This window comes from Streptomyces sp. NPDC086080 (genome assembly GCF_044540255.1).
Lineage (GTDB): Bacteria > Actinomycetota > Actinomycetes > Streptomycetales > Streptomycetaceae > Streptomyces.
In genome coordinates this window covers 201,509-227,298 of the sequence record NZ_JBITRU010000006.1, presented here as the reverse complement: position 1 = coordinate 227,298, position 25,790 = coordinate 201,509, and the positions used below count along the sequence as shown (strand labels likewise).

Here is a 25,790-nt window from a genome sequence, read left to right as displayed (position 1 = left end):
TCCCGCCACCACCCGGATACGAGACCCCTGCGGGCCACCCCTACTTCGCGCGTCAGCAGTCTCCGTGCCCCGGCGCGTACGAGGTCCCCGGATGCGCAAGAGGTGTTCCGGCCGCTCCTCGGGCGGGTCGGCGTCCAGCTCACCGGAACCGCCACGACCGCGACGTTACCCCCTTCACCCTGCCGCACCGCGCACCGTCCCGCTCCGGCGCCTCTCGACCCGTCGACATTGGCCGGAACCGGTGCACGGGTGCCTTCACCATGGCGGGCCGCACGGCCCCGGATTACCGGAACGTGAATTCTTGCCAGTGGCACAAGCAAGTACCAGACCGCCGCCCCGTTCCACTGGACGACACGTCGCGGGCGGAGTTACCTGGCATACGGGGGGAGTGCGGGCGCACTGCGCGGGGGGCAGAAAACCGGGCACCGCGGCAACTCTCGGCTGATTGGGGCGCTTACCTATGACACCTACGCTCGTGCGGCAGCACCTGCCTCGCACGGGGGCCTCCCCCCGGGTGGACCTGCGTGCCCGCGCGCGTGACTGGTCCGAGATCCAGGAGCGGATGCTCGTACCGCTCTACGAGGCCGTCTACGAGCGACTGGACGTAGGCCCGGCGACACGGCTCCTCGGCCTCGGCTGCGGCTCGGGGCTGGCCCTGCTCATGGCGGCCTCACGCGGAGCGACGGTCACCGGCGTCGACACCGGCGCCGACCTGCTGGCCCTCGCACGCGAACGGCTGCTGCCCGACGAACGCGACGCGGGCGCCCGTACCGGCACCCGGATCGTGCACGGCTCACCGGCGGACACGGCCCGCGCGGACACGCCCGCGTACTCGGTCGTGACCGCGTTCGAGCCGATCGGCTGCCTCTCGGGGGACGCGGAGAGGCTGAGCGAGCTGCTCACCGAGGCCGTGCCGCTGGCCGGCCACGGAGCGGCCGTGGTGCTGGCCGGCTGGGGTCCACCGGAGCGCTGCGCCACGGCGTCCCTGCTCCGGAGCACCACCGAGCCGGCACAGCCGCTGCGCGGCACGGGCACCTGGCGGCCGACCGGCCGGGACGACCTGGAACGGGTCGCCGCGCGGGCGGGACTGCGGCCGGACGGCTCCGGGCGGGTGGCGTGCCCCTTCGGCTACGCCGACACGGACAGCGCGCTGCGTGGCCTGAAGTCGACGGGACTCCTCGATCCGGCGATCACCGCCACGGACCAGGTGCAGGTCGACAAGGAGCTGGCGGAGGCCCTGCATCCGTACCAGCGACCGGACGGAACCGTGTGGATGCCCAACGTGTTCCGCTACCTCGTCGCGCGCACCCCCTGAGACACACCGCTGGGGCGCCCCCTCGGTGAGGGACGCCCCAGGGGCACACCGGCGTGGGCCTCAGCCCATGAACTTCTTGAACTCGTCGGGCAGCTCGAAGTCCTTGCCCCCCTGCTGCGGAAGACCGAAGGCGTTACCGCCCTCCGCCGCGGCGGCGCGGCGCGCGGCCTCCTCCTGCTCCTGCTGCTTGCGCTTCATCGGGTTGCCGGAGCGCTGCTTCCCCTTGGCCTGCTTCTGCTTCTTCTTCGTCCGGCCGGGACCGCCTCCCATGCCCGGCATCCCGGGCATCCCCGGCATGCCGCCGCCCTGAGCCATGCGGGACATCATCTTCCGCGCCTCGAAGAACCGCTCGACCAGGGACTTCACGGCGCTGACCTCGACACCGGAACCCTTGGCAATACGGGCGCGGCGCGAGCCGTTGATGATCGTCGGCTCCTGGCGCTCGGCCGGGGTCATCGACTTGATGATCGCGGCGGTGCGGTCGACGTCCCGCTCGTCCAGGTTGTTGATCTGGTCCTTGATCTGGCCCATTCCGGGGAGCATGCCGAGCAGCTTCGAGATGCTGCCCATTTTCCTGACCTGCTCCATCTGGGCCAGGAAGTCGTCCAGGGTGAAGTCCTGGCCCTTCTTCGACGCCAGCTTGGAGGCCATTTTCTCGGCCTCTTCCTGGCTGAACGTCTTCTCCGCCTGCTCGATCAGGGTGAGCAGGTCACCCATGTCGAGGATGCGGGAGGCCATCCGGTCCGGGTGGAAGGCGTCGAATTCGTCGAGCTTCTCACCGTTGGACGCGAACATGATCGGCTTGCCGGTGACCTGCCGGATCGACAGGGCCGCACCACCGCGCGCGTCACCGTCGAGCTTGGAGAGCACCACGCCGTCGAAGCCGACGCCGTCACGGAAGGCCTCGGCGGTGTTGACCGCGTCCTGACCGATCATCGCGTCGACGACGAACAGGATCTCGTCGGGGCCGACCGCGTCCCGGATGTCGGCGGCCTGCCGCATCATCTCCTGGTCGATACCCAGGCGGCCCGCGGTGTCCACGATCACAATGTCGTGGACCTTGGTCTTGGCGAACTCGATGGAGTCCTTGGCGACCTTCACCGGGTCGCCCACACCGTTGCCCGGCTCGGGCGCGTAGACGGCCACCCCCGCGCGCTCGGCGACGACGCTCAGCTGGTTGACGGCGTTCGGGCGCTGGAGGTCGGCGGCGACCAGCACCGGGGAGTGGCCCTGGTCCTTGAGCCACTTGCCGAGCTTGCCCGCGAGGGTGGTCTTACCGGCACCCTGCAGACCCGCCAGCATGATCACGGTGGGCGGCTGCTTGGCGAAGCGCAGGCGGCGGGTCTCCCCGCCGAGGATGGTGATCAGCTCGTCGTTGACGATTTTGATGATCTGCTGCGCCGGATTGAGCGCCTTGGAGACCTCGGCACCGAGGGCGCGTTCCTTGACGTTCTTGATGAAGGCCCGGACGACAGGGAGGGCCACGTCGGCCTCGAGGAGCGCGATACGGATCTCGCGCGCCGTGGCGTCGATGTCCGCCTCGGACAGCCGCCCCTTGCCACGCAGATTCTTGAAGGTCGCTGAGAGGCGATCGGAGAGAGTGTCGAACACGGCGGCGTCGGTCCTCGGAGTCGGGGGCGTTTCGGGCTGCCCTCCAGGGTATCCGTCCCGGCAAGTAAATCGCCCCCGCCCGCTGAGGTCAGTAGGCGGGGGACGGAAACCCCGCGTCGGCGGGGAGCAACCAGACCCGGTGGCGTAGAACGCGTCCACCGCGGGACCATCCCCGCATCGGCGGGGAGCACATCCCTTCAACGCATGACGTGACCAGAAGGTCACGCCCGCAGCGCCTCTTCCAGCTTCCGAGCCACAGCCACCGCCTCTTCACCCGGCAAAGGCACACCCTGCTCTTGCGTCACGTAGAAGGCGTCCACCGCGTTCGCCCCCAGCGTGCTCGCGTGGGCGCTTCGTACCCGCACCCCCGCGTCCTCCAGCGCCCGCCCGATCCGGAACAGCAGCCCCGGCGCGTCCTGCGCGCGGACCTCGATCACCGTGGCATGCCGGGAGGCGGCAGGGGCGACCGTCACGCGCGGCGGGGGTGCGACCACGCCCCGGCGGCGGGGATAGGCGGCGTCCCGCTCGGCGAGACGGGCGGCGATGTCGAGGCTGCCGTCCAGGGCGCGCACGAGGTCGGCGCGGAGCCGGGTGGGCTGGGGCAGGGAGCCGTACTCGGCGGCGACCCGCCAGTCCAGCAGCAGCACGGAGCCGTCGACGCCGGCCGGGAGATCCAGCGCCCGCAGTTCGGCGGTCCGTACGGTCAGCCGGTGCATGGCGAGCACGCCGGCCACCGCGGGGAGCACGCCCGCCTGGTCGGGTACGGCGATCAGCAACTCCACGCCCAGCGGTTCGGGGTCCCCGGAGGGTTCGGCGGGCGGCTCGGTCTGTGCCCGCAGGGACAGCACGGGCGCGCCCGTGGCGACGGCCTCGATCGCGAGACGTTCATGTTCCGCGGTGGGTGCCGCTTCCGCCGGGTCGCCGGGTACGTCCCCGGAGAGCACGGCGGAGACCCGTTCGACCAGTTCGGTGACGAGCGAGGCGCGCCATGACGACCACGCGGCCGGTCCGGTGGCGAGGGCGTCCGCCTCGGTGAGGGCGTGCAGCAGTTCGAGGGTGCCCTGGGAGACGACGGCCTCGGCGACCGCGCGGACGGTGGCGGGGTCGTCCAGATCGCGCCGGGTGGCGGTCTCGACGAGCAACAGGTGGTGGCGTACGAGGGTGGCGATCACGGTGACGTCGTGCTGGTCGAAGCCGATGCGGGCGGCCACGTCCCTGGCGATGACCTCACCGGCCACCGAGTGGTCGCCCGGCCAGCCCTTGCCGATGTCGTGCAGCAGCGCGGCGACCAGCAGCAGGTCGGGGCGGTGCACACGCCGGGTGAACTCGGAGGCGCGGACGGCGGTCTCGATGAGATGCCGGTCCACGGTCCAGAGGTGCACGGCGTTGCGCTGAGGACGGCAGCGGACCCTTTCCCAGTCCGGGAGCATGCCGTTGACCAGGCCTTCCGCCTCCAACGCCTCCCATACCTGCACCGTGGGCCGGCCGGATCCCAGCAGGGTCACCAGTTGTTCCCGCGCCTCGGCGGGCCAGGGCGCGGGCAGCGGGCGCGCACCGGCCGCCATGCGCCGTACGGCGTGCAGCGAGAGCGGAAGTCCGGCCTGGGCGGCGGCGGCCGCGGCGCGCAGCGGGAGTACGGGGTCGCGTTCGGGGCGCGCGGCGCGGGCGAGTACCACCTCGCCGTCCTGTTCCACCACACCTTCGGCCAGCGGGGAGCGCTCGGGCGCGGCTTTCCCTCCGCCCTGCGTCCTTGCGCCACCGAGCAGGGCGCGCAGCCGCGGGCGCACCGCGCGGGAGCGCAGTACGCGTCCCACTTCGCGCCAGGTGACGTCGGTGGCGTAGCCGATGACCCGCGCGGCCTCGTAGACCTGCCGCAGCAGCGCGTCCGCGTCGAGCATGCCGAGTCCGGCCGCGACCTGGTCCTGTTCCTGGAGCGCGAGGCGGTCGGTGGCGCGACCGGTGGCCAGATGCAGGGCGTCCCGTACGTCGAGGAGCCGGCGGCGGGCGTCGGCGAGGCCCTCGCGGGGGGCGTCGGCGAGCCAGGAGGCCGCCACCGCGCGCAGGGCGGTGGCGTCGCGGAGGCCGCCGCGGGCCTCCTTGAGGTCGGGTTCGAGGAGGTACTGCAGTTCGCCCATGCGTGCGGCGCGTTCCTCGCACATCTCCCGCAGGGCGGGGAGGCGTTTCGGTGCCTGATTGCGCCAGTCGGCGAGAACGGCGGTGCGCAGTGCGGTGGTGAGACCGAGGTCACCGGCGATGTGCCGGGCGTCGAGCAGTCCGAGTTGCGCCTTGAGGTCCTCGGCCGCGGTCTTTCGGGCCTCGGCGGGGGTGCGGACGGAGTGGTCGAGGGCGAGGCCCAGGTCCCAGACGGGATACCAGAGGCGGTCGGCGAGGGCTGCGACCGCCTCGGGGTCGCCGCCGTCGTGCAGCAGGAGCAGGTCGAGGTCGCTGCGTGGGGAGAGTTCGGCGCGCCCGTAGCCGCCCACGGCGACCAGGGACACCCCGCGCGGGATGTCGGTGCCCGCCGCGAACAGTGCGGTGAGCCAGGTGTCGGTGAGGTCCGCGAGGGCGGCACGGCGCGGCGGCCCGGACCGCCCCTCCTCGGTGAGGAGGCGCAGCCGGGCCGCCGCGTAGCCGCCGGGTTTCGAGTCCGCTGTCTCGTTGTCCATGTTCGTACCCGTCACCCGGCGACTCCTGTTCCGTTCGTGTGCCCTCAGAGGGCGTCCGGGCCGCGCTCGCCCGTCCGTACCCGTACGGCCGTCTCCACCGGGATCGACCAGACCTTGCCGTCGCCGATCTTGCCGGTGCGGGCGGCCTTGACCACGACGTCGATCAGCTGTTCGGCGTCGTCGTCCTCGACCAGTACCTCGATGCGGATCTTGGGCACCAGGTCGACGGTGTACTCGGCGCCGCGGTAGACCTCGGTGTGGCCGCGCTGGCGGCCGTAGCCGCTGGCCTCGGTGACGGTCAGTCCGTGTACTCCGAAGGCTTGCAGGGCCTCCTTGATCTCGTCGAGCCGGTGCGGCTTCACGACGGCGGTGATGAGTTTCATGCGTCCACCTTCTTGCTCTCGGCCGGGGCGGCGGGAGTGGTGGCGGCGGTGCGGGCCGCGCCGCCGCCGGCGCCGCTGAAGTCGTATGCCGTCTCGGCGTGCTCGGCCTGGTCGATACCGGCCACCTCCTCGTCCTCGGTGACGCGCATGCCGATGGTCCTGTCGAGGAGGAAGGCGAGGACCGCGGAGGCGACCAGGGAGTAGGCGAGGACACCGAAGACTCCGGCGCACTGCTTCCAGAACTGGTCCAGGCCGCCGCCGTAGAAGAGGCCCTCGACGTCGGACTGGCCCTTGCCGGTGGCGAGGAAGCCGATGAGGAGGGAACCGATGATGCCGCCGACGAGGTGGACACCGACGACGTCGAGGGAGTCGTCGTAGCCGAACTTGTACTTCAGTCCGACGGCCATGGCGCACAGCACACCGGCGATGAGGCCGATCGCGATCGCGCCGAGCGGGGAGACCGCGCCACCCGCCGGGGTGATGGCGACCAGGCCGGAGACCGCGCCGGAGGCGGCGCCCAGCGTGGTGAAGGCACCGTGCCGGATCTTCTCGTAGGCGAGCCAGCCGAGGACCGCGGCGCCCGTGGCGACCTGGGTGTTGACGAACATCAGCGCGCCGACGCCGTCATCGTTGCCGAGCCAGGAACCGGCGTTGAAGCCGAACCAGCCGAACCACAGCAGCGCCGCGCCGAGCATGACCAGCGGGAGGCTGTGCGGGCGCATCGGGTCCTTCTTGAAGCCGATGCGCTTGCCGATGACGAGGATCACGCCGAGCGCCGCGGCACCGGCGTTGATGTGCACCGCCGTACCGCCGGCGAAGTCGATCACGCCGAGGTCGAAGGCCCAGCCGCCGGAGCCCCAGACCCAGTGGGCGACCGGGAAGTACACGACGGTGACCCACAGGGCGATGAAGAGCGCCCAGGCCGTGAACTTCACGCGGTCCGCGAGCGCGCCGCTGATCAGCGCGGGTGTGAGGACGGCGAACATCAGCTGGAAGACCAGGAAGACGAAGACCGGGATGGTGTAGCCGTCCCAGAGTTCGGTCAGGCCGATGTTGCTCAGGCCGACCCAGTCGGAGTTCCATCCGATGAGATGCCCGGAGTCGGTGCCGAACGCCATGGAGAAGCCGTACAGCACCCACAGGACGGTGACGATACCGAGGCTGATGAAGCTCATCATCAGCATGTTGAGCGTGCTCTTGACGCGGACCATGCCTCCGTAGAAGAAGGCCAGGCCCGGGGTCATGAGCATCACCAGGGCGGAACAGATGAGCATGAACCCTGTGTTGGCGGCGGACAGCGTGGGCGCGTCTGCGGCCAGGGTGATGGCTGATGCCATCGGCGTCTCCTCGTCTTTGGTACGGCCCCGTGCGGGCGAAGCCTGGAGCGGATTGAGGGGTGGGCCGGTTATGCGCCATGAGATTCGCGCAGCACCGTTTCGGTGGAAGCCCCTCGTTGTTTCGCCGCCGTGACGAAGGCACCCGGCGTGTTACGGGTCGATGAACCGCCGGATCCGGGGAGCGCCGATCGTTATCGTGGCGCAACCTTCGGTGTACGGCGGTGAGCCGTGGCCGGGGAGACGAGAAGCCGGCCGCGGCCGGCCTCCGAATGACTGGCATGGGGGAGCCGAGTCGGGCAGTTCGGGAGGGCCGGCCGCGGCCGGGGTCCGGAGCGGTCCCTGCGGGTCAGACCGCCTCCGCGCTCTCGGGCAGTTCGACCGCGAGCCGCTCGGTGAGTTCGACGACTTCACCGAGATCCCCGAAGTCGCGTACGGCGCTGTCGACCGTCTTTCGGATACGAGTGTTGACCCGCTCGGAGCGGACCTTCTTGGCTGCCTGGATGGCGTCGCCGGCGAGAATCGTGCTCTGCTCGGGCTCGCGCTGGAGCAGGTGGACCGTGGCCATGCCGATCAGGTTGAGGGCGTAGGAGCGCTGGTGTTCGCCGCCCTCCCGGCCGAAGAGTTCCACGGCCCGCCGCATCAGCGGCTCGGCGAGCGAGGCGTAGGTGGGGCTGCGGCCGGCGACGTAGGCGAGGTCGCGGTAGGAGTGGGAGTTCTCGGCGTAGAGCTCGGCCTCGGAGAAGAAGCGGATCCAGTCGGCGTCCGGCTCGTCCCACTCGTCCGCCTCGGCGAAGGTGTCCTCGGCCATCCGCACGGCCCGCTTGCACCGGCCGGGCTGGCCCATGTTGGCGTAGGCGCGGGCCTCCATCGCATACAGCATGGACTGGGTGCGCGGGCTCGCGCAGTCGCGGCTGCCGTACTGGGCGAGATGGATCAGCTCCAGGGCGTCCTCGGGCCGGCCGAGGTGGATCATCTGGCGGCTCATGCTGGACAGCACATAGGAGCCGAGCGGCCGGTCGCCGGCCTCCTTGGCGGCGTGCAGGGCGAGGACGAAGTACTTCTGCGCGGTGGGCTGGAGCCCCACGTCGTAGGACATCCAGCCGGCCAGTTCGGCGAGTTCGGCCGCGACCTTGAACAGCCGCCGGGTGGTGGCCTCCGGCTGGGGTTCCTGGAGCAGGTCGGTCACCTCGTGCAGTTGTCCGACGACCGCCTTGCGGCGCAGGCCGCCGCCGCACTGGGCGTCCCACTGCCGGAACATCGTGGTGGTGGCCTCCAGCAGGTCAAGCTCCGGCTTGGACAGCCGGCCGCGGGCGCGGGCGGCGGAGGAGACATGGTCAGGCTCGCTGCGGGGCAGCGGGGCGGGCGGATTGGGGACGAGCCAGCGCTGCATGGGCTCGATGAGGGACGGGCCCGCGGAGAGGGCGAGCGAGCTCCCGAGGAAGCCGCGCCGCGCCAGCATCAGGTCGCTGCGCGAGAACTCGCTGAGCAGGGCCACGGTCTGCGGGCCCGTCCAGGGCAGATCGACGCCGGTCGCGGAGGGTGCAGGGCGGGTGGTGCGCAGGCCCAGGTCCTCGACGGAGACGACGACGCCGAAGCGTTCGGAGAACAGTTCGGACAGGATTCTGGGGATCGGTTCGCGCGGGTTCTCCCCGTCGAGCCAGCGGCGCACGCGCGAGGTGTCGGTGGAGATGTGGTTGGCGCCCAGCTGACGGGCTCGGCGGTTGACCTGCCGGGCCAGCTCGCCCTTGGACCAGCCGCTGCGGACGAACCACGAGGCGAGAAGCCCGTTCGGGCGTTTCTCGGGACTCGCTGTGCTCGTCCCGCCATCGCCGTTGCCGCTCACTGGAACGCCCCCATCCCTGAAGACCACTTGTCGCTGAGTGCGCCAAGCCCTATCAGAATGCCGGTTGTCGGGGCCGCCCGTCCGGCGGTTACCACCCTTCGAACGGAAAGCCGAGTTGCCTCCGGCATACCCACGAGTGCATGTGCCCCAAGAAGCCGTGCACACAAAGTAACCCCACGATCACCCGTTTCACCATGGCGGAACCGCAATCGCCACCATTCGCCACCCCTTCGAATGAACTCACCGTCGCCGACCCGCGATTGACTTGACACCGGACAGCCAAGAGTGGGTGCAGCGGTGCGCGCAGGGGCGTACACCGTCCGACGCACCACCCTCGGCGCTTCGAGGCGCCGCTTCGGTGAGGCGGACGCGGGGAAGCCGAAATACAGAGCGTCACATTTCGGGTTCGCTACGTAACCACCGGTACTCCGGACCCGTTGGAGGGGGCATGGGCTTCACGATCGGCATCAGTCGGGGCATCCGCGACATCCGGTCCGGCTCGCGTCGCCGGGGCCGCTCGTCGGACAGCACCGTCGTGGCTGAGTACACGGGACTGTGGGGCTGGGACGTGGTGCCGGGAGTGCGGATCGCCGCGGGCGCCTGCTCCTGTGGACGCGCCGACTGCCCGGCGCCGGGCGCGCATCCGCTCCGCCACGCGCCGGTGATCCGCGCCGGAGCACCGCTGGACGAGGCGACGGCGGTCTGGTCCGAGTTCCCCGGAGCCTCCCTGATGCTGCCGGTCGGGCGGGCGTTCGACGTGATCGAGGTGGCCCGGCCCGCCGGGTGCCACGCGCTGGCCCGGCTCGAACGCATGGGCCTGCCGGTCGGCCCGGTCGCGGCGACACCCGACGGCCGCACCCACTTCTTCGTCGCCCCCGGTGCCGCCGCCGCCCTGCCCGAACTGCTGTACCGCCTGGGCTGGGACGACCCGGCCGCCCTGGATCTGCGCGGCCTCGGCCCCGGTACGCACATCACGGCACCACCGTCCGACCGGGGCGGCCTGGGCCCGGTGCGCTGGCTGCGCTCTCCCGCCCTGGACTCGGCGTCCCGGCTGCCGGAGGCCCGCCTGCTGCTGGGCACCCTCGCGTACGTGGCGCACCGGTCGGGTGCCTAGCCAAAGGCCGGGGGGAGGCACGACTGCCCGCGCTGTCATCGCGTCCCGGACGCCTTGCAGCGGCTGGTGAACAGCGGCGCCCGGGACACGGACGCCCTGCGTGACGATGGATGCCGACCATCCTGGCGCCCACCTGTTCGTCAGGGGCGCGGCGCGGGCGGGCGCGACGGCACCCCGCAGGCGCCGGGCCGCGCGAACGCCCCCGGCCACACCCACGCCGGGCACCCCGTGCGCGGGGAGCCAGCCATACCCGCCCGGACACGGCGAAGCGCCCGTCCCCCGTTCTGTTCGGGGGCGGGCGCTTCTTCGCGGTTGCCGGATGGGATCCGGGACGTCACTCCCCGATGAGCGCGTCCACGAAGGCCTCCGGCTCGAACGGCGCCAGGTCGTCCGCGCCCTCGCCGAGCCCGATCAGCTTGACCGGCACGCCCAGCTCGCGCTGGACCGCGATCACGATGCCGCCCTTGGCCGTGCCGTCCAGCTTGGTGAGCACGATGCCGGTGATGTCGACGACCTCGGCGAACACCCGGGCCTGCACCAGGCCGTTCTGACCGGTGGTCGCGTCGAGCACGAGCAGCACCTCGTCCAGCGGAGCCTGCTTCTCCACGACGCGCTTGACCTTGCCGAGCTCGTCCATCAGGCCGGTCTTGGTGTGCAGCCGCCCGGCGGTGTCGATGAGTACCGCGTCGGCGGCCATCTCCTTGCCCTCCTTGACCGCGTCGAACGCGACGGACGCCGGGTCGCCGGCCTCCGGCCCGCGCACGGTGTGGGCGCCGACCCGCTCGCCCCAGGTCTGGAGCTGGTCGGCGGCGGCGGCACGGAAGGTGTCGGCGGCGCCGAGGACGACGGTGTTGCCGTCGGCGACCAGCACGCGGGCGAGCTTGCCGGTGGTGGTGGTCTTGCCGGTGCCGTTGACGCCGACGACCATCACGACTCCGGGGCCGCCGGACTCGTTCTCCGTGTGCACGGTGCGGTCCATGGTGGGACCGACCAGCGTGATCAGCTCCTCCCGGAGCAGTCCGCGCAGTTCGTCGGGGGTGCGGGTGCCGAGCACCTTCACGCGCTCGCGCAGCCGGTCGACCAGTTCCTGGGTGGGCTGCACACCGACGTCGGCGGTGAGCAGGGTGTCCTCGATCTCCTCCCAGGTGTCCTCGTCGAGGTGTTCGCGGGACAGCAGGGTGAGCAGGCCCTGGCCCAGTGCGTTCTGCGAACGGGAGAGACGGGCGCGCAGCCGGACCAGGCGGCCGGCGGTGGGCTCCGGAATCTCGATCCGGGGAGCCTCGGCGACGGGCGGTTCCTCGATGACGACGGGACCGGCGCCCGCCGGAAGATCAACCTCCTCGATGGTGCGCCGCGGTTCCTCCCGCGGCGTCTCGGCCTCTTCGCCGACGTGCGGCTCGGCCGGGGGGGCGGTGATGTCGGGCGCGGCGGGCGGCGGCGGGGGCAGCGGCTTCTTGCGCCGGCTGCCGACGATGAGCCCGCCGAGCACGCCGAGCACGACCACGGCGATGACTACAGCAAGGATGACGATGTCCATAACAGCCCCAGTATGGCGTGACCTCCCACGAGGCCGTTCGTAGCACGCGCGGGGTCCCCTGGCTGGGGGGTGTCCGGCGGATCAGGCCAGAGGCAGCCGAGGGCACTCGGCCGGCCGGGCCGCGCGAGGTCCGGTGCGTTCCGCCGCACGGCGGAGGAGGGCGGCGACGCGGAGCGTCGACAACCGACGACAACGCCGCGGACGAGCTGCCGGACCCCACGCCCCCGGCATGATCCGCCGGACGCCCCCTCAGGCGCGTGCCCGGCGCCCGCTCCACTGGAGAGCGCACCGCCGCCCTCACCCGGTCGGCGCGGGCGAGGACGGCGGTCGGGGTGCGGGGAGCGGGGAGCGGGGCAGCGGTGACGTGAGCGCTTCGCCCCGGCTCCGGCGGGCTGCCGGTCAGCCCATCTCCTCCAGCGCCTTGCCCTTGGTCTCCTTCACGAACTTCAGGACGAAGGGGATGGAGAGCGCGGCGAAGACCGTGTAGATCACGTAGGTGACGGACAGGTTCCAGTCGGCCAGCGAGGGGAAGCTCGCGGTGATGGCCCAGTTGGCGATCCACTGCGCGGCGGCGGCGACACCGAGTGCGGCGGCGCGGATCCGGTTGGGGAACATCTCACCGAGCATGACCCAGACGACCACACCCCACGACAGGGCGAAGAAGAGGACGAAGACGTGCGCGGCGATCAGGGCGACCCAGCCCTGGGTGGCGGGCAGCGATCCGTCGACGAGGTCGTAGGAGAAGGCCCAGGCCTCCAGTGCGAGACCGATCACCATGCCGACGGAGCCGATGATCGCGAGCGGCCTGCGGCCGATGCGGTCGACGAAGATCATCGCGATGACGGTGCCGACGATGTTGATGATCGACGTGGTGAAGGAGTAGAAGAACGAGGCTGTCGGGTCGACACCGACCGACTGCCACAGGGTCGCCGAGTAGTAGAAGGCGACGTTGATGCCGACGAACTGCTGGAAGACGGACAGGCCGATACCGATCCAGACGATCGGCTTGAAGAAGAAGCTGCCGCCGAGCAGGTCCCTGAAGCCGGACTTCTCGTCGCTGCGCATCGCCGACTCGATCTCGGCGACGCGGGCGTCCAGGTCGACGCCCTTGCCCTCGACCTCTTCGAGGATCCGCCGCGCGCGCTCGTGCTTGCCGACGGAGATCAGATAGCGCGGGGACTCGGGGATGGCGAACGAGATCAGGCCGTAGAGGACGGCGGGTACGACCATGACGCCGAGCATGACCTGCCATGCCTCCAGGCCCATGATCTCACCGCGCTGGTCGCCGTCGGCGGCGTTCAGGATGCCCCAGTTGACCAGCTGTGACACGGCGATGCCGATGACGATCGCGGCCTGCTGGAAGGAGCCGAGCCGGCCGCGGTAGGCGGGTGGCGCGACCTCGGCGATGTAGGCCGGGCCGATGACCGAGGCCATGCCGATGGCGAAGCCGCCGACGACCCGCCAGAAGGCGAGGTCGTACAGCGAGAAGGGCAACGCGGAGCCGACGGCGCTGACGGTGAAGAGGACGGCGGCTATCTGCATGCACCGGATGCGGCCGATGCGGTCGGCTATCCGCCCGGCGGTCGCGGCGCCGACGGCGCAGCCGATCAGGGCGACGGCGATCACCTGGGCGAGCGCGGCGGAGCCGACGTCGTAGCGGTCGCGGACGGCCTCAACGGCGCCGTTGATCACGGAGCTGTCGTAGCCGAAGAGGAAACCACCCATGGCGGCCGCCGCCGCGATGAAGATGACGTGCCCGAGATGTTCGGGGTGAGCCGTCCTGGCTCCTGACTTCTGTGCCTGCGATGTGCTGGTCACGTGTACTCCTCGGGCCACCGGCAGCATCGCCGGATGGGGGTCAGCCCTTCGAGGTCCAACGGACGGTACCTGAAGGTAAAAACAACACGGGAGAGACTATGTCTTCAACTCTTGAAGTCAATAGCCGGTCTGGTGTGAGTTTTTCGGCGCGACAAGGCGTGAGAGATTCATAACTTGAAGAGTTTGTGTCGCTCTAGCGCAGACGCTGGCTGATGACCTTGGACACACCGTCGCCCTGCATGGAGACGCCGTAGAGCGCGTCGGCGACCTCCATGGTGCGCTTCTGGTGCGTGATCACGATCAGCTGCGAGGCCTCCTGCAACTCCTGCATGATCCGGATCAGCCGCTGGAGGTTGGTGTCGTCGAGGGCGGCCTCGACCTCGTCCATGACATAGAACGGGCTGGGCCGCGCCTTGAAGATCGACACAAGCATCGCCACGGCGGTCAGCGACCGTTCACCGCCCGAGAGCAGGGACAGCCGCTTGACCTTCTTGCCGGGCGGACGCGCCTCGACGTCCACGCCTGTGGTGAGCATGTTGTCGGGGTCGGTCAGCACCAGCCGGCCCTCGCCGCCCGGGAACAGCCGGGAGAAGACGCCCTCGAACTCCCGTGCGGTGTCCCGGTAGGCCTCGGTGAAGACCTGCTCGACGCGCTCGTCGACTTCCTTGACGACCTGGAGCAGATCCGCGCGGGTCTTCTTCAGGTCCTCCAGCTGCTCACTGAGGAACTGGTGGCGCTCCTCGAGCGCCGCGAACTCCTCCAGGGCGAGCGGGTTGACCTTGCCGAGCTGCTGGTAGGCGCGCTCGGCGGCCTTCAGGCGCTTCTCCTGCTCGGCCCGCACGAAGGGGCGGGGCCTGTTGCGCGGATGGTCCGGGTCCTCCGGCAGCTCTTCGCCCTCGGCGGGGGGCGAGGGCGGCACCAGCTGGTGCGGGCCGTACTCCGACACCAGCCCCCCCGGCTCGACACCCAGTTCCTCCAGCGCCTTGGTCTCCAGCTGCTCCATCCGCAGCCGCTTCTCAGCTCCTAGTACCTCGCCCCGGTGAACTGAATCCGTCAACTTGTCGAGTTCCGCCTTGAGGTCGCGTCCCTCGGTGCGGGCGCGGGCGAGTTCCTGCTCACGGCGGGCCTTGGCGGCCTCGGCGGCGGTGCGCTCCCGGTCGGCGCGGGCGAGGGACACCTCGACGTGGGCGAGCAGCTGCCGGGCGCCCGAGGCGACGGCGCCGGCGACGGCCGCCTCATGGCGCAGCCGGGCCCGACGCTGTTCGGCGCGCGCGCGTGCCTCGCGCTCCGCGCGGGCGGCCCGGTCCAGGGAGTCGGCCCGGCCGGCCAGCCCTTTGACCCGCTCCTCGTGCGTACGGGCCTGGAGACGGGCCTCCATCTCGGTCTGGCGGGCGTTGGCCCCGTCGGCGGCGAGCCGGTCGCGCACGGAGGTGTCGGGCTCCTCCTCGTACGGCATCTCCTCGGCGACCTCGAGCCGTTCGGCGAGTTCCTCGGCGTCGGTGAGCGCCGTGTCGAGGGCCTCCTGTGCGCGGGCCGCGGCGGCGCCTGCCCGCTCGGCCTCGCCGGCGGCACCGCGCGCCTGTCCGGCGAGCCGGCCGAGCTGCTGGGCGACGGAGGACTTCTCCCGGTCCGCGGCCCGGCGCCGCTCGCCGAGTTCCTCGACGAGGGCCGCGCAGTCCCGGCGCCGTCCGGCCCCGGCCTCCTGAGCCTCGGTCAGCTCCGCGCACCGCACGGCCAGCTCCGCGAGCTCGGCGGCGGCCTCGTCCACGGACGCCTGTACTTCCAGCAGGCTGGGGGCGCCTGCCGATCCGCCGTGGGCGAAGTGGGCGCCGAGGAGGTCGCCTTCGGCGGTGACGGCGGTGAGGTCGGGGCGGGCGCGGACGAGTTCCTCGGCGGCCTCCAGGGTGTCGACGACCACGATGCCGGTGAGCAGCCGCCGTACGGCCGCCATGACCTCGGCCGGTCCGCTCACGAAACCCTCGGCCGGTTCGGCGGCCGCGGGCTCGCCGTGGCCGGCCGCGGGGTTCCCCGCGGCTCCCCGGTGCGTGGGGAACCCGTCGGTGCCGGGTGCCGAGACCAGCAGGGCGGCCCGGCCCGCGTCCTGTTTACGGAGCAGGCGGATCGCGTCGGCCGCGGCGGACGGGGACGTCACCGCGAGGGCGTCCGCCGCCGCGCCGAAGGCGGCCGCGAGGGGGACCTCGTAGCCGGGCGTCACCGTGAGGAGTTCCGCGGCCGGGCCGAGCAGCCCCGTGAGCCGGTCCCCGGCGCCCAGCAGCGCACCGGTGCCGTCCTTGCGGCGCAGGCCGAGGGCAAGGGCTTCGTGCCGCGCCTGAGTCGCCGCGCGCCTCCGTTCCGCCGCGGTGAGGGCCTCACGGGCGGCGGTGAGGGCGGTCTCGGCCTCGGCGAGCCGCTGCTTGGCCGCGTCGTGCCGCTCGGCGAGGTCGGCGTCCCCCGCGTCGAGGCCGTCGACCTCGGCCTGGAGTGCCTCGTACTCCTCCTGCGCGGCGACGGCCCGCTCCTGGGCCTCGTCCCGGGCAGCGGCCAGCCGCTCGATCTCGGCCTGGGCCGCGGCGGCGCGTGAGCGGGCCGCGCCCACCTGTCCCTTGAGCCGGGCGAGCCCCTCGCGCCGGTCGGCGATGGCCCGCGCGGCGTCCTTGAGGCGCCGCTCCTCCTCGGCGAGTTCGCGCTCCAGCTCCGCGCGGTGGGCGACCGTGTCCTCCAGGGCGCGTTCGGCCGCCTCCAGAGCGGCCTCCAGTTCGGCCTCCTGTTCACGGATGCGGGCGGCCTCGCGCTCCATGTCCTCGGGGTCCCGCCCACGCCGCTCCTCGGGAGGCACGGACGTCGCGCTCTTCACGCGGGCGTCGGCCAGCGAGATGGTGCCGCGTACCCGCTCGGCGAGCTGGGAGAGTTCGTACCAGGTCTGCTGGGCGTTCTGCAGACGCGGACTGAGCCGGCGCACCTCGTCCTCCAGGAGCGCCTCGCGCTGGAGGGCCTTCCTCAGCTCGGTCTCGGCCGCCTCCCTGCGCTCCTTGAGCGCGGCCTCGTCGGCGATCTCGGCCTGCAGCGCCTCGCGCAGCCGTACCAGGTCGTCGGCGAGCAGGCGCAGCCGCGCATCGCGCAGATCGGCCTGGATGACGGCGGCCCGCCGTGCGACGGCGGCCTGGCGGCCGAGCGGTTTGAGCTGTCGCCGGAGCTCGTCGGTGAGGTCCTGCACCCGGGCGAGGTTGGCCTGCATCGCGTCCAGCTTCCGCAGCGCCTTCTCTTTGCGCTTGCGGTGTTTGAGAACGCCGGCCGCCTCCTCGATGAAGGCGCGGCGGCCCATGGGGTCGGCGTGCAGGACGGAGTCGAGCTGGCCCTGGCCGACGATGACATGCATCTCGCGGCCGATGCCGGAGTCGGAGAGCAGTTCCTGGATGTCGAGGAGACGGCAGGTGTCGCCGTTGATCTGGTACTCGCTGCCACCGTTGCGGAACATGATCCGCGTGATGGTGACCTCGGCGTATTCGATGGGGAGGGCCCCGTCGGAGTTGTCGATGGTCAGCGACACCTCGGCGCGGCCCAGCGGCGGGCGGCCGGTGGTGCCGGCGAAGATGACGTCCTCCATCTTGCCGCCGCGCAGCGACTTGGCGCCCTGTTCACCCATGACCCAGCTGAGCGCGTCCACGACATTGGACTTTCCCGAGCCGTTCGGACCGACGACGCAGGTGATCCCCGGCTCGAAGCGGAGCGTGGTCGCGGAGGCGAACGACTTGAAGCCGCGGAGGGTCAGGGCCTTGAGGTGCACGCCGCCGGACTTTACCCGCCGGGGCAGGTCTCACTCCATGAACGCACGGTTTCGCGGGTGAACGCGCAGGGCACATCACACGTTGAAGAGGGTGAAAGGTGCGCGGGGCAACGAATGCGGAGTCCCTCACGCGGGGTGCGGGCGCCGGGGGTGAGGTCGCGGAGGCGGGAAAGAAAGAAGGGACGCCGGGGCGTCCCTTGCCATTCTGACTGCTTGGCGGTGGTGACGGGCAAGCCCGGCCACTGCTGGTGCTGTTCGTGGAGCGGTGCAGTGATCAGGTGAGCGCAGGCTCCGCCTGGTGTGCGTCAACGCTCTCCATGATCCTGTCGTGAGAAGCGGCAGCCGCCAGCGCGTCCTTCTCCGCCTGGATCCGTACGAGCTCGGATTCCAGGTCCTGGACACGCTGCTGGAGCCGTCGCATCTCGGCGAGGAGTCGCGGGTCGGAGCCGCCGACGTAACCGAGAAGCGCCTTTGCCATGATGGATGGTCCTCCACAATGAGTGACCGACCGATGCGGTGTGGGTCGTGAGGGATTCGCACCCGCGGTGCTTGGCAGGCCTGGAGTTGTACTGCCGTTCAGCCATGCCAAACAGCTGGGGTGCGCGGGGTTTTCAGCGTCTCACCAAAAAGTTTGAGGGTCAACACGATCACGCCCCGTATTGGCGGACAACCGGGCGCGTACGGCCGCGAAGCGGCGGCGGCGCGACTCTCGCGGGTCCTCGGGACGTGGCGATCATCTTGGCGCCCGGCGCCTCCCATGGCAAGCCGTTCTCCGCAATCACCAGGACGTTTTCGTCCGGGAGGACGTGTCCCCGTTGCCTGCCGGGTCGCGCGGGCCCGGCTCCGGCGGACCGGATCAGCGGACGGCGAAGCCTTCGTAGCCGCCCCGGGGTGTGTCCCAGATCTCGGTGACTCCGTCCACACGTCCGGGCGTGTCGCCGGTCTGGAGCCAGTCGAGCAACCTCTCACAGCGGTCACGGGAGCCCTCGGCCACCACTTGGACCCTGCCGTCACCCAGATTGAGAGCGAAACCACTCACGTCGCCGATCTCCAGCGCCTTGGCCCGGGTGAACCAGCGGAAACCCACACCCTGGACCCGTCCCCGCACCCAGGCGACCATTCGCACATCCTCACTCATGGCTGCAACCTAACCGGACAAAGTCACACCGGGCACTCCGCCCTCTGGCGCCATGCGGTACCGTCCCGAGCCATGAATCTCATATGAAACTCACTCGTTGGTGTGAGTTTTGTGATCATCGAGTTTCGACCTGGTCGCGAAGGACGAGGCGACCGCAAGGACGAGGAAGGCCAGGACATGGGACGCCACCGACGCTCCGCCGCCGGCCGCGCCGCCACGGGCCGCGCCACCGGAGTGACGCACCCCGACGGCCCCTACGACGGTGCCCCGGACCGCCTGGGTGACCTGTCCGACGGCCCGCCCACGATGGGCACGGCGCCGTATCTGAACCCCGAGGCCTACGCCGAGACCTACGCACGGAGCGCGGCGTACCTCTACGCGACGGACGAGGCCCGTGGGCCCTCCCACGACGCCGACTTCACCAGCGGCGGCTTCCCGGGCAGCGCCTTCCCGACAGGCCGGGACCGGCCCGGGCACTCCTTCGCCGGTGACGCTTTCCCGGACGACGGCTTCGCCACCCGCGTCGGCTTCGCCATCCGCGACGATGTCGCGTCCCCCGGCGGCTTCCCGCCCCCGGACGGATTCGCCGCCGACGAGGCCGGACGGCCCACGAGCGGACACCGGCGCCGGAAGAAGAAGGCCGCGACACCCGTACGCACCGGTCTGCTCGGTGTCTCCGCCGCCGTGGCCATCGGCTCGGTCGCGGTGGCCACCGGCGCGATTCCGGGCCTGGAGAACTACAAGCTCGGCGGCGGCAGCTCCCCCGGTGAGGAGGTGCAGGCCGGGGACGTGGCAACCAGCCTGCCCACCGAGCAGGGCGGCACGTCCGGCACCGCGGAGTCCCCCGAACGTGACGCGGGCACCCCGGCGAGCCCGGGCTCCGACCGCTCCGCCCCGTCCGAGCCCTCCACGGCACCCTCCACGTCGGACACCCCGACGAAGACCCCGGAGGAGGCCGAGCCGGAGGAGAGGAAGCCCGCGGCGACCCCGGAGAAGACCGCGGAGAAGAGCCCGGAGAAGGCACCGTCCCGCAAGGCGACGCCCGAGCCGGAGAAGGAGGCCGGCAACCCGGGGCCCGTGTCCGCGGAGGCGGCGGCCCGCGCAGAGGTGCTCCGACTGGTCAACGCGGAGCGGGCCAAGGTGGGTTGCAGCCCGGTCACCGCGAACAGCGAGCTGACCGATCTCGCCACGGCGTTCAGCGACGACATGGCGAAGCGCGGCTTCTTCGACCACACGGACCCCGATGGCGACAGCCCGTGGGACAGGGCCAGGACAGCCGGCGTCAGCGGCCTCGGCGGCGAGAACATAGCCCGGGGTCAGACCGACGCGGAGGCCGTGATGCAAGCCTGGATGGACAGCCCCGGCCACAAGGCGAACATCCTGAACTGCGACTTCAAGACCCTCGGCGTCGGCGTCCACATCGGCCCGGGCGGCCCGTGGTGGACCCAGAACTTCGGCTACTGAGACCACCGCGTCGGTCGCTGATTCCCCGCGTACCGGCGGGATCAGTCGTACTGATCGCGCTGTGGCCTGCCCGCGCGCGGTGCCGGGGAGGATGAGGCCCGTGCCGGACCCGGAGCGCTAACTGTCGGTTAGCGCGATCCGACAGTTGGCGCTGTTCTGACGTAGCCTTGGCGCATGACGACCACGGAGCGGCGCGCTGAGGAGCGGGACCTTCCCTTCGACGTGTTCGCCAAGGCGTGTCCCTCGCGCGGCACGCTGGAGCATGTGACCGGGCGCTGGGGCGGGCTCACCCTGGGCGCGCTGTACGAGGGCTCGCTGCGGTTCAACGAGCTGCGCCGCCGGGTCGACGGCGTGAGCGAGAAGATGCTCTCCCAGACGCTGCAGGCGCTGGAGCGCGACGGTCTGGTCCACCGTGAGGCCCAGCCGACCAACCCGCCCCGCGTGGACTACGAACTGACCCCGCTGGGCCGCGAGGTGGCGGAGCGCCTGCTGTCCCTCATCCACTGCGTCGAGGACAGCATGGACACCGTGCTCCGGGCGCGTGAGCGCTACGACGAGACGCGCGGCGCCCGCTGACACCTCGGGCAGAAGTAGCTGGACCGGTTCATCCACGCCCGCCGGCGCATCGGCGTCCCGCAGCGGCGGCAGGGCAGGCCCTCCCGGCCGTAGGCGTCGAGGGACCGGTCGAAGTAGCCGGACTCACCGTTGACGTTGACGTAGAGGCTGTCGAAGCTGGTGCCGCCCACCGAGAGCGCGGCGTTCATGACGTCCCGGACGTGGCCCAGCAGGAGCAGGGTGCGTGGGCGGGTGAAACCGGCCGTCGGGCGTTCGTAGTGGATCCGGGCACGCCACAGGGCCTCGTCCGCGTAGATGTTGCCGACGCCGCTGATGAGCGACTGGTCGAGCAGGGCGCGCTTGATGGTGGTCCGCCTGCGGCGCAGGGCCTGGTGGAAGGCCTCGTCGTCGAAGAGCGGGTCGAGGGGGTCCCGGGCGATGTGCGCGATGACGTCGGGCAGGCCGTCGGGGGTGTTGTCGTGGAGGGAGAGACCGCCGAAGGTGCGCTGGTCGACGAACCGGAGTTCGGTGTCCAGGGAGTCGGTGAAGCGGACGCGGATCCGCAGGTGCTTCTCGTCCGGTGCCGTGTGCGGCTGGACCAGCAGCTGGCCGCTCATGCCGAGGTGGGCCAGCACGGACTGGTCGGTGTCCTCCAGCGGCAGCCAGAGGTACTTGCCGCGGCGGCTGGGCACGCCGACGCGGTGGCCCTTGAGCCGCTGCGCGAAGTCCTCCCCGCCGGCGAGATGGCGGCGCACCGCACGCGGGTGCAGCACCTCGGCCTCGGCGACGGTCCGGTGGGTGACCCACCGCTCGAGTCCACGCCGTACGACCTCGACCTCGGGCAGCTCGGGCATGGTCTCCTCCAGGAGCCGTGGGGTCTGGGCTCGTCCGCACGTCCGCACGTCCGCCCGCACGCCTCAGCGGCACGGGCGGGAGGACGTGCCGACTCTTCGACGTCGAGCGCCCGCCCCGGGACCGGGGCGGGCGCTCGGGTCGCGCTGTCCGTCAGGCGGTGGTCGACGGCGCGTCGGCGTTCTTGCGGCCGGACGCCTCGGCTTCGGCAGCCTGGACGACCTCCTCGGCCTCCGCCGCGGCCTTGGCCCGCTCGTCCGCCGCGGCACGGATGGACCGCCACGCGGACTCGGCGGCCTGCTGCTCCGCCTCCTTCTTGCTGCGGCCGGTGCCGGTGCCGTACGAGACGCCTCCGACGCGGGCAGCAGCAGTGAAGGTCTTCTCGTGATCCGGGCCGGTCTCCGTGACCAGGTACTCGGGAACACCGAGTCCTTCGGTCGCGGTGAGCTCCTGGAGACTGGTCTTCCAGTCCAGGCCGGCACCGAGGTTCGAGGATTTCTCGATCAGGGGGTCGAACAGGCGGTGCACCAGCTCCGCGGCCGAGTCCAGACCCTTGTCGAGGTAGACGGCACCGATCACCGCTTCCAGGGTGTCGGCGAGGATGGATGCCTTGTCCCGGCCTCCCGTGCCCTCTTCACCGCGGCCGAGCCGGATGAAGGAGCCCAGTTCGAGCCCACGGCCCACTTCCGCCAGCGCACGCGAGTTGACCACCGCGGCCCGCAGCTTGGCCAGCTGGCCTTCGGGCAGATCGGGGTGGGTGCGGTACAGCGTGTCCGTGACGACGAGGCCGAGCACGGAGTCCCCGAGGAACTCCAGCCGCTCGTTCGTCGGCAGGCCGCCGTTCTCGTACGCGTACGAACGGTGGGTCAGCGCTCGCACCAGAAGGGCGGACTCGACGTCGTAGCCGAGCCGCCCTTCCAGAAGCGTGTGGGACGAGGCCTGGTTGTCCGCAGAGTTCTTCTTCGGCGTGGACACAGTGCCTCTCACCAGCCGCTCAGACCTCGAGGACCTGGCGCTTGTTGTAAGTGCCACAAGACGGGCACGCGATGTGCTGCAGCTTGGGCTCGTGGCAGCGCTCGCACGCAACCAGGGTGGGGACCGCAGCCTTCCACTGCGACCGGCGGTGGCGCGTGTTGCTGCGCGACATCTTCCGCTTCGGAACAGCCACGGCTACTTCTCCTGCTTCTCGTCGACGCCCGGTTCGGCGCCGCTCATCTCGTCCTTCTCGCCGTCCGGCATGGTGCCGGCGAGTCCCTGCAAAGCCGCCCAACGAATGTCGACGGCATCATGGTGGTGGTCCGGGTCGTCGGCGAGCCGTGCTCCGCACTGGGAACACAGACCCGGGCAGTCTTCCTGGCACACCGGCTGCATCGGCAGTGCGAGCACCACCGCATCACGCAGCACCGGCTCGAGGTCGAACAGGCCGTCCTCGAGAAAGAGCCTGTCCTCGTCGTCCTCGGCGTCGTCGCCCGGTTCCGCGATCACACGGCCCCGGTCGTCGGCGTCAGGGTACGAGAACATCTCCTGGAAGTCCGCTTCGAGCTCCTGCTCCAGCGGCTCCAGACACCTTACGCACTCCCCCTCGGCCTTGGCACGGGCGGTGCCTGTGACGAGCACACCTTCCATGACCGACTCGAGCCGGAGTTCGAGCTCCACCGGGGCGCCTTCCGGCACTCCGATGATCCCGGCGAGACCGAGATCCCGGGGAGCGTCGACCGTACGGTTCAGGCGCTGCAGCGCACCAGGACGCCGCCCCAGTTCGTGTGTGTCGAACACGAGGGGGTTGCGGTGGTCGAGGCGGGCGTTCAGGGCCATTCCTGCTTTCGGTCTCCGAGCTCAGGGGTAGCACTGCCGTACGGGTGTCCCGGGCAGCGCGGATCGCGGGCGTATACGCGGACAGCGCAAGCGCACACGCGACCGAAGAGCCAGGATACTGGACCTTTCGCTCATGGCCCAATCCGCCCTTACAGACCCCGCTCGCGCTCGTAGGCGCGCAGCTGTTCCGGCGTGATCATGCTGGTGTCGAAGAGGCTGGTCTCGTCCAGGGCGTAACCCTGCTGGGCCTGCTGCCCCTGGTTCGGGTCGTACGGCTGCTGCTGCGCCTGGTTCGGGTCGTACGCCTGCTGCTGGGCGTCGTAGCCCTGGTACGCGGCGTACGGGTCGGCCTGCTGGTAGCCGAACCGGTCCTGCTGATCGCCGTACTGCTGCTGATAGCCGGCGTAGGCGTCCGGCTGTGGCTCATAGCCGTAGGCGGGCTCCGGCTGGGCGTACGGCTGCTGAGGCATCTGCTGCGGCTCGGCCCGCTCGGCCGGGGCGTCCTGGTCGGCGACCGAGGCCAGGCCGGCGAGGTAGTCGGCGTCGCTGGAGTGCTGGACCGACGTGAGGTCGTCGGCGAGGGCGCCGAGGTCGTCGGAGGCGAGCCGGCCGTGCAGCTTCTGCCGGCCCCGGCCGACCGCGTCCAGGGTCTTGGCGAGGACTGCCTCGAAGGCGCCGAGCTTGACGTCGACGTACGCGTCGGCGTTGCGGCGCAGGGTCTCGGGGTCGTGGCTGCGCTCGGGGGCGTCCTCGTCCTCATAGCCCTGCTCGTCGAGACCCCGTCCGGTGCCGAGCAGCTTCTCGCGGCCGCGGCCGACGGAGCCGATGGTCTTGGTGAGGACGACCTCGAAGTTGGCGAGCTTGGAGTCGACGTAGTCGTCGGCCTCCGCGCGGATCTCCTCCGCCTCCTTGCGGGCCTCGGCAAGAATCCGGTCCGCCTCGGCCTGTGAGCGGCGGGCGATCTCGGTGTCGGAGATCAGGGAGCCGCGCTGGGCGTGGGCGCCCTCGATGATCCGCTCGGCCTCCTGGCGGGCCTGCTCGACCATCTGCTCCCGTCCGCCGATCAACTCCTGCGCCTGGGCGAGGGAGTCGGGCAGAGCCGCGCGTACCTCCTCGAGCAGCGAGAGCAGTTCGGCGCGGTTGACCACGCACGAGGCCGACATGGGCATCGACCGGGCACCGGAGACCGCGGCGACGATCTCGTCGAGCTTCTTCTGCACGTCCACCGTGTGCTCGCCACTCTCTACAGCTGTGTTGGAGACGGACGGGACGACTGTACGACCCCGGGGCGGCCGGTGGACACCGGCGGGGTCGATGGTCCGCGGCGCGCGGGCCCCGTCAGTCCTTGCGCAGGCGTTCGGTGAGGGCGGTCAGGACCTCCGGCGGCACCAGGTGGGCCACGTCGCCGCCCCAGGCCGCGACCTCCTTGACGAGCGAGGAGGAAAGGAAGCTGTAGGTGGGGTTGGTGGGGACGAAAAGGGTCTCCACGCCCGACAGCCCGTTGTTCATCTGGGCCATCTGCAGCTCGTAGTCGAAGTCGCTGACCGCGCGCAGGCCCTTGACGATGGCGGGGATGTCGCGCTGCTTGCAGAAGTCGACGAGCAGGCCGTGGAAGGCCTCGATACGGACGTTGCCGTAGTCGGCGGTGACCCGGCGGATCAGGTCGATCCGTTCCTCGATCTCGAACAGGCCCTTCTTCGACTGATTGATCATCACCGCGACGTAGACCTCGTCGTACAGCCGGGAGGCCCGGGCGATGATGTCGAGGTGTCCGTTGGTGATCGGGTCGAACGACCCGGGGCATACGGCGCGGCGCACTGCTGATCCCTCGCTCTCCGGTCCGGTCATCGTGCGTCTTCGCACGTAGAGGCGGCGCGACCGTACCAAAAGGTTCCCTCGCCGTAGCGGCGGGCCCGGATCGCCTCGAAGCCGGGCGGCCAGGCGAACTCTCCGCCTCTGGTGCTGCGCTCCACGGTGACGAGGGCGTCTTCCGTCAGCCAGCCCCCCGAGCGGAGTGTGAGCAGAATCTCGCGAAGATCGTCGTCCGAGACGGCGTACGGCGGGTCGAGGAAGACGACGTCGTACGGCTCCCGCGGGGGTTCGGTACGGATGATCTGTTCCGCTTTGCCGGATCTGACCTCGGCTCCGGGGAGCCGGAGCGACGCCACGTTCTCCCGCACTGTGCGGACGGCCCGGGCGTCGGCCTCCACGAGCAGGACGTGTCCGGCGCCCCGGGACAGGGCCTCCAGGCCCACGGCACCCGATCCGGCGTACAGATCGAGGACGCGTTCGCCGTCCAGCGGGCCGCCGAGCAGCGACTGCCAGGTGGAGAAGAGGCCTTCGCGCGCCCGGTCGGAGGTCGGGCGCGTGCGGTTTCCCGGCGGGACGGCCAGGAGGCGTCCGCCGGCCCTGCCGGCGATCACGCGGGTCATCTGGGTTCCTTGGTCGTGGGGTGCGTCCGGTTCAGTCTGGCAGGCCGGGGCGCGGGCGGCCTCGCGTGGCGAGCGACCGCGCATCTGTCGTGGTGGCTCCCGCCCATGCGGCGGTGCCCGTGCCGA

21 protein-coding genes are annotated in these 25,790 nt (G+C 71.1%); 4 read left to right on the top strand and 17 right to left on the bottom strand.

What is annotated here, in order from left to right:
• Positions 1 to 460: 460 nt before the first annotated feature.
• A complete protein-coding gene (locus ACIF9R_RS10475; RefSeq protein ID WP_399977097.1) occupies positions 461 to 1,315 on the top strand; it encodes a methyltransferase domain-containing protein in 855 nt (284 codons plus the stop codon).
• A gap of 60 nt (positions 1,316 to 1,375) precedes the next feature.
• On the opposite strand, the gene ffh is transcribed toward ACIF9R_RS10475, so the two are convergent.
• From ffh to ACIF9R_RS10450, 5 genes are all read right to left on the bottom strand, one after another.
• Positions 1,376 to 2,926 carry a signal recognition particle protein gene (gene ffh, locus ACIF9R_RS10470; RefSeq protein WP_399977095.1) on the bottom strand — a complete coding sequence of 517 codons (1,551 nt, stop codon included), beginning with the start codon at positions 2,924 to 2,926 and terminating at the stop codon, positions 1,376 to 1,378.
• Positions 2,927 to 3,147: 221 nt separating this feature from the next.
• A complete protein-coding gene (locus tag ACIF9R_RS10465; protein WP_399977277.1) occupies positions 3,148 to 5,592 on the bottom strand; it encodes a [protein-PII] uridylyltransferase in 2,445 nt (814 codons plus the stop codon).
• Positions 5,593 to 5,636: 44 nt separating this feature from the next.
• The gene (locus ACIF9R_RS10460) at positions 5,637 to 5,975 is read right to left on the bottom strand and encodes a P-II family nitrogen regulator (RefSeq protein WP_030231663.1); all 339 of its coding nucleotides are present in this window, start codon (positions 5,973 to 5,975) and stop codon (positions 5,637 to 5,639) included.
• Positions 5,972 to 7,312: an ammonium transporter gene (locus tag ACIF9R_RS10455; protein WP_399977092.1), complete on the bottom strand. Its 1,341-nt coding sequence runs from the start codon at positions 7,310 to 7,312 to the stop codon at positions 5,972 to 5,974. Before ACIF9R_RS10455 ends, ACIF9R_RS10460 begins: the two co-directional genes overlap by 4 nt.
• A gap of 346 nt (positions 7,313 to 7,658) precedes the next feature.
• Positions 7,659 to 9,155, bottom strand: a complete 1,497-nt coding sequence (locus tag ACIF9R_RS10450) for a hypothetical protein (protein ID WP_399977090.1) — start codon at positions 9,153 to 9,155, stop codon at positions 7,659 to 7,661.
• Between the two features lie 448 nt (positions 9,156 to 9,603).
• Between ACIF9R_RS10450 and ACIF9R_RS10445 the strand changes: the two genes are divergently transcribed.
• On the top strand, positions 9,604 to 10,269 hold the full coding sequence (locus ACIF9R_RS10445; RefSeq protein WP_399977087.1) for a bifunctional DNA primase/polymerase: 666 nt from the start codon (positions 9,604 to 9,606) through the stop codon (positions 10,267 to 10,269).
• 334 nt (positions 10,270 to 10,603) lie between these two features.
• On the opposite strand, the gene ftsY is transcribed toward ACIF9R_RS10445, so the two are convergent.
• From ftsY to ACIF9R_RS10420, 5 genes are all read right to left on the bottom strand, one after another.
• Positions 10,604 to 11,806, bottom strand: coding sequence for a signal recognition particle-docking protein FtsY (ftsY, locus tag ACIF9R_RS10440; RefSeq protein WP_399977084.1), 1,203 nt, complete (start codon positions 11,804 to 11,806; stop codon positions 10,604 to 10,606).
• A gap of 399 nt (positions 11,807 to 12,205) precedes the next feature.
• Positions 12,206 to 13,624, bottom strand: coding sequence for a sugar porter family MFS transporter (locus ACIF9R_RS10435; protein ID WP_399977082.1), 1,419 nt, complete (start codon positions 13,622 to 13,624; stop codon positions 12,206 to 12,208).
• Between the two features lie 193 nt (positions 13,625 to 13,817).
• A complete protein-coding gene (smc, locus tag ACIF9R_RS10430) occupies positions 13,818 to 17,408 on the bottom strand; it encodes a chromosome segregation protein SMC (protein WP_399977079.1) in 3,591 nt (1,196 codons plus the stop codon).
• 274 nt (positions 17,409 to 17,682) lie between these two features.
• On the bottom strand, positions 17,683 to 17,886 hold the full coding sequence (locus ACIF9R_RS10425) for a hypothetical protein (RefSeq protein WP_030824772.1): 204 nt from the start codon (positions 17,884 to 17,886) through the stop codon (positions 17,683 to 17,685).
• A 378-nt stretch (positions 17,887 to 18,264) separates the two neighbouring features.
• Positions 18,265 to 18,546, bottom strand: coding sequence for an acylphosphatase (locus ACIF9R_RS10420; protein WP_399977077.1), 282 nt, complete (start codon positions 18,544 to 18,546; stop codon positions 18,265 to 18,267).
• Between the two features lie 177 nt (positions 18,547 to 18,723).
• On the opposite strand from ACIF9R_RS10420, the gene ACIF9R_RS10415 reads away from it, so the two are divergent.
• Both ACIF9R_RS10415 and ACIF9R_RS10410 read left to right on the top strand, forming a co-directional pair.
• Positions 18,724 to 20,010 carry a CAP domain-containing protein gene (locus ACIF9R_RS10415; RefSeq protein WP_399977074.1) on the top strand — a complete coding sequence of 429 codons (1,287 nt, stop codon included), beginning with the start codon at positions 18,724 to 18,726 and terminating at the stop codon, positions 20,008 to 20,010.
• A gap of 174 nt (positions 20,011 to 20,184) precedes the next feature.
• Positions 20,185 to 20,586: a winged helix-turn-helix transcriptional regulator gene (locus tag ACIF9R_RS10410; protein WP_399977072.1), complete on the top strand. Its 402-nt coding sequence runs from the start codon at positions 20,185 to 20,187 to the stop codon at positions 20,584 to 20,586.
• Here ACIF9R_RS10410 and mutM read toward each other — a convergent pair.
• From mutM to rsmD, 7 genes are all read right to left on the bottom strand, one after another.
• Positions 20,559 to 21,419: a bifunctional DNA-formamidopyrimidine glycosylase/DNA-(apurinic or apyrimidinic site) lyase gene (gene mutM, locus ACIF9R_RS10405; protein WP_399977069.1), complete on the bottom strand. Its 861-nt coding sequence runs from the start codon at positions 21,417 to 21,419 to the stop codon at positions 20,559 to 20,561. The genes ACIF9R_RS10410 and mutM overlap by 28 nt on opposite strands.
• Positions 21,420 to 21,570: 151 nt before the next feature.
• Entirely contained in the window at positions 21,571 to 22,392 is an 822-nt protein-coding gene (gene rnc / locus ACIF9R_RS10400; RefSeq protein WP_399977066.1) for a ribonuclease III, read from the bottom strand.
• A gap of 19 nt (positions 22,393 to 22,411) precedes the next feature.
• Entirely contained in the window at positions 22,412 to 22,585 is a 174-nt protein-coding gene (gene rpmF / locus ACIF9R_RS10395) for a 50S ribosomal protein L32 (protein WP_007493396.1), read from the bottom strand.
• Between the two features lie 2 nt (positions 22,586 to 22,587).
• Entirely contained in the window at positions 22,588 to 23,232 is a 645-nt protein-coding gene (locus tag ACIF9R_RS10390) for a YceD family protein (protein ID WP_399977063.1), read from the bottom strand.
• Between the two features lie 149 nt (positions 23,233 to 23,381).
• Positions 23,382 to 24,458: an ATP synthase F0 subunit B gene (locus ACIF9R_RS10385; protein WP_399977060.1), complete on the bottom strand. Its 1,077-nt coding sequence runs from the start codon at positions 24,456 to 24,458 to the stop codon at positions 23,382 to 23,384.
• A 112-nt stretch (positions 24,459 to 24,570) separates the two neighbouring features.
• A complete protein-coding gene (gene coaD / locus ACIF9R_RS10380; RefSeq protein WP_399977274.1) occupies positions 24,571 to 25,050 on the bottom strand; it encodes a pantetheine-phosphate adenylyltransferase in 480 nt (159 codons plus the stop codon).
• Between the two features lie 26 nt (positions 25,051 to 25,076).
• Positions 25,077 to 25,748, bottom strand: coding sequence for a 16S rRNA (guanine(966)-N(2))-methyltransferase RsmD (gene rsmD / locus ACIF9R_RS10375; protein ID WP_399977057.1), 672 nt, complete (start codon positions 25,746 to 25,748; stop codon positions 25,077 to 25,079).
• Between the last annotated feature and the right edge of the window lie 42 nt (positions 25,749 to 25,790).

Bases quoted from the DNA above. Each gene is read 5' to 3' on its own strand.
- ftsY (WP_399977084.1), bottom strand. From the start codon at position 11,806: ATGGACATCGTCATCCTTGCTGTAGTCATCGCCGTGGTCGTGCTCGGC.
- ACIF9R_RS10465 (WP_399977277.1), bottom strand. From the start codon at position 5,592: ATGGACAACGAGACAGCGGACTCGAAACCCGGCGGCTACGCGGCGGCC.
- ACIF9R_RS10415 (WP_399977074.1), top strand. From the start codon at position 18,724: ATGGGACGCCACCGACGCTCCGCCGCCGGCCGCGCCGCCACGGGCCGC.
- ACIF9R_RS10425 (WP_030824772.1), bottom strand. From the start codon at position 17,886: ATGGCAAAGGCGCTTCTCGGTTACGTCGGCGGCTCCGACCCGCGACTC.
- ACIF9R_RS10460 (WP_030231663.1), bottom strand. From the start codon at position 5,975: ATGAAACTCATCACCGCCGTCGTGAAGCCGCACCGGCTCGACGAGATC.
- ACIF9R_RS10410 (WP_399977072.1), top strand. From the start codon at position 20,185: ATGACGACCACGGAGCGGCGCGCTGAGGAGCGGGACCTTCCCTTCGAC.
- mutM (WP_399977069.1), bottom strand. From the start codon at position 21,419: ATGCCCGAGCTGCCCGAGGTCGAGGTCGTACGGCGTGGACTCGAGCGG.
- ACIF9R_RS10455 (WP_399977092.1), bottom strand. From the start codon at position 7,312: ATGGCATCAGCCATCACCCTGGCCGCAGACGCGCCCACGCTGTCCGCC.
- ACIF9R_RS10420 (WP_399977077.1), bottom strand. From the start codon at position 18,546: ATGAGTGAGGATGTGCGAATGGTCGCCTGGGTGCGGGGACGGGTCCAG.
- ACIF9R_RS10390 (WP_399977063.1), bottom strand. From the start codon at position 23,232: ATGGCCCTGAACGCCCGCCTCGACCACCGCAACCCCCTCGTGTTCGAC.
- ACIF9R_RS10475 (WP_399977097.1), top strand. From the start codon at position 461: ATGACACCTACGCTCGTGCGGCAGCACCTGCCTCGCACGGGGGCCTCC.
- rsmD (WP_399977057.1), bottom strand. From the start codon at position 25,748: ATGCGCGGTCGCTCGCCACGCGAGGCCGCCCGCGCCCCGGCCTGCCAG.
- ACIF9R_RS10445 (WP_399977087.1), top strand. From the start codon at position 9,604: ATGGGCTTCACGATCGGCATCAGTCGGGGCATCCGCGACATCCGGTCC.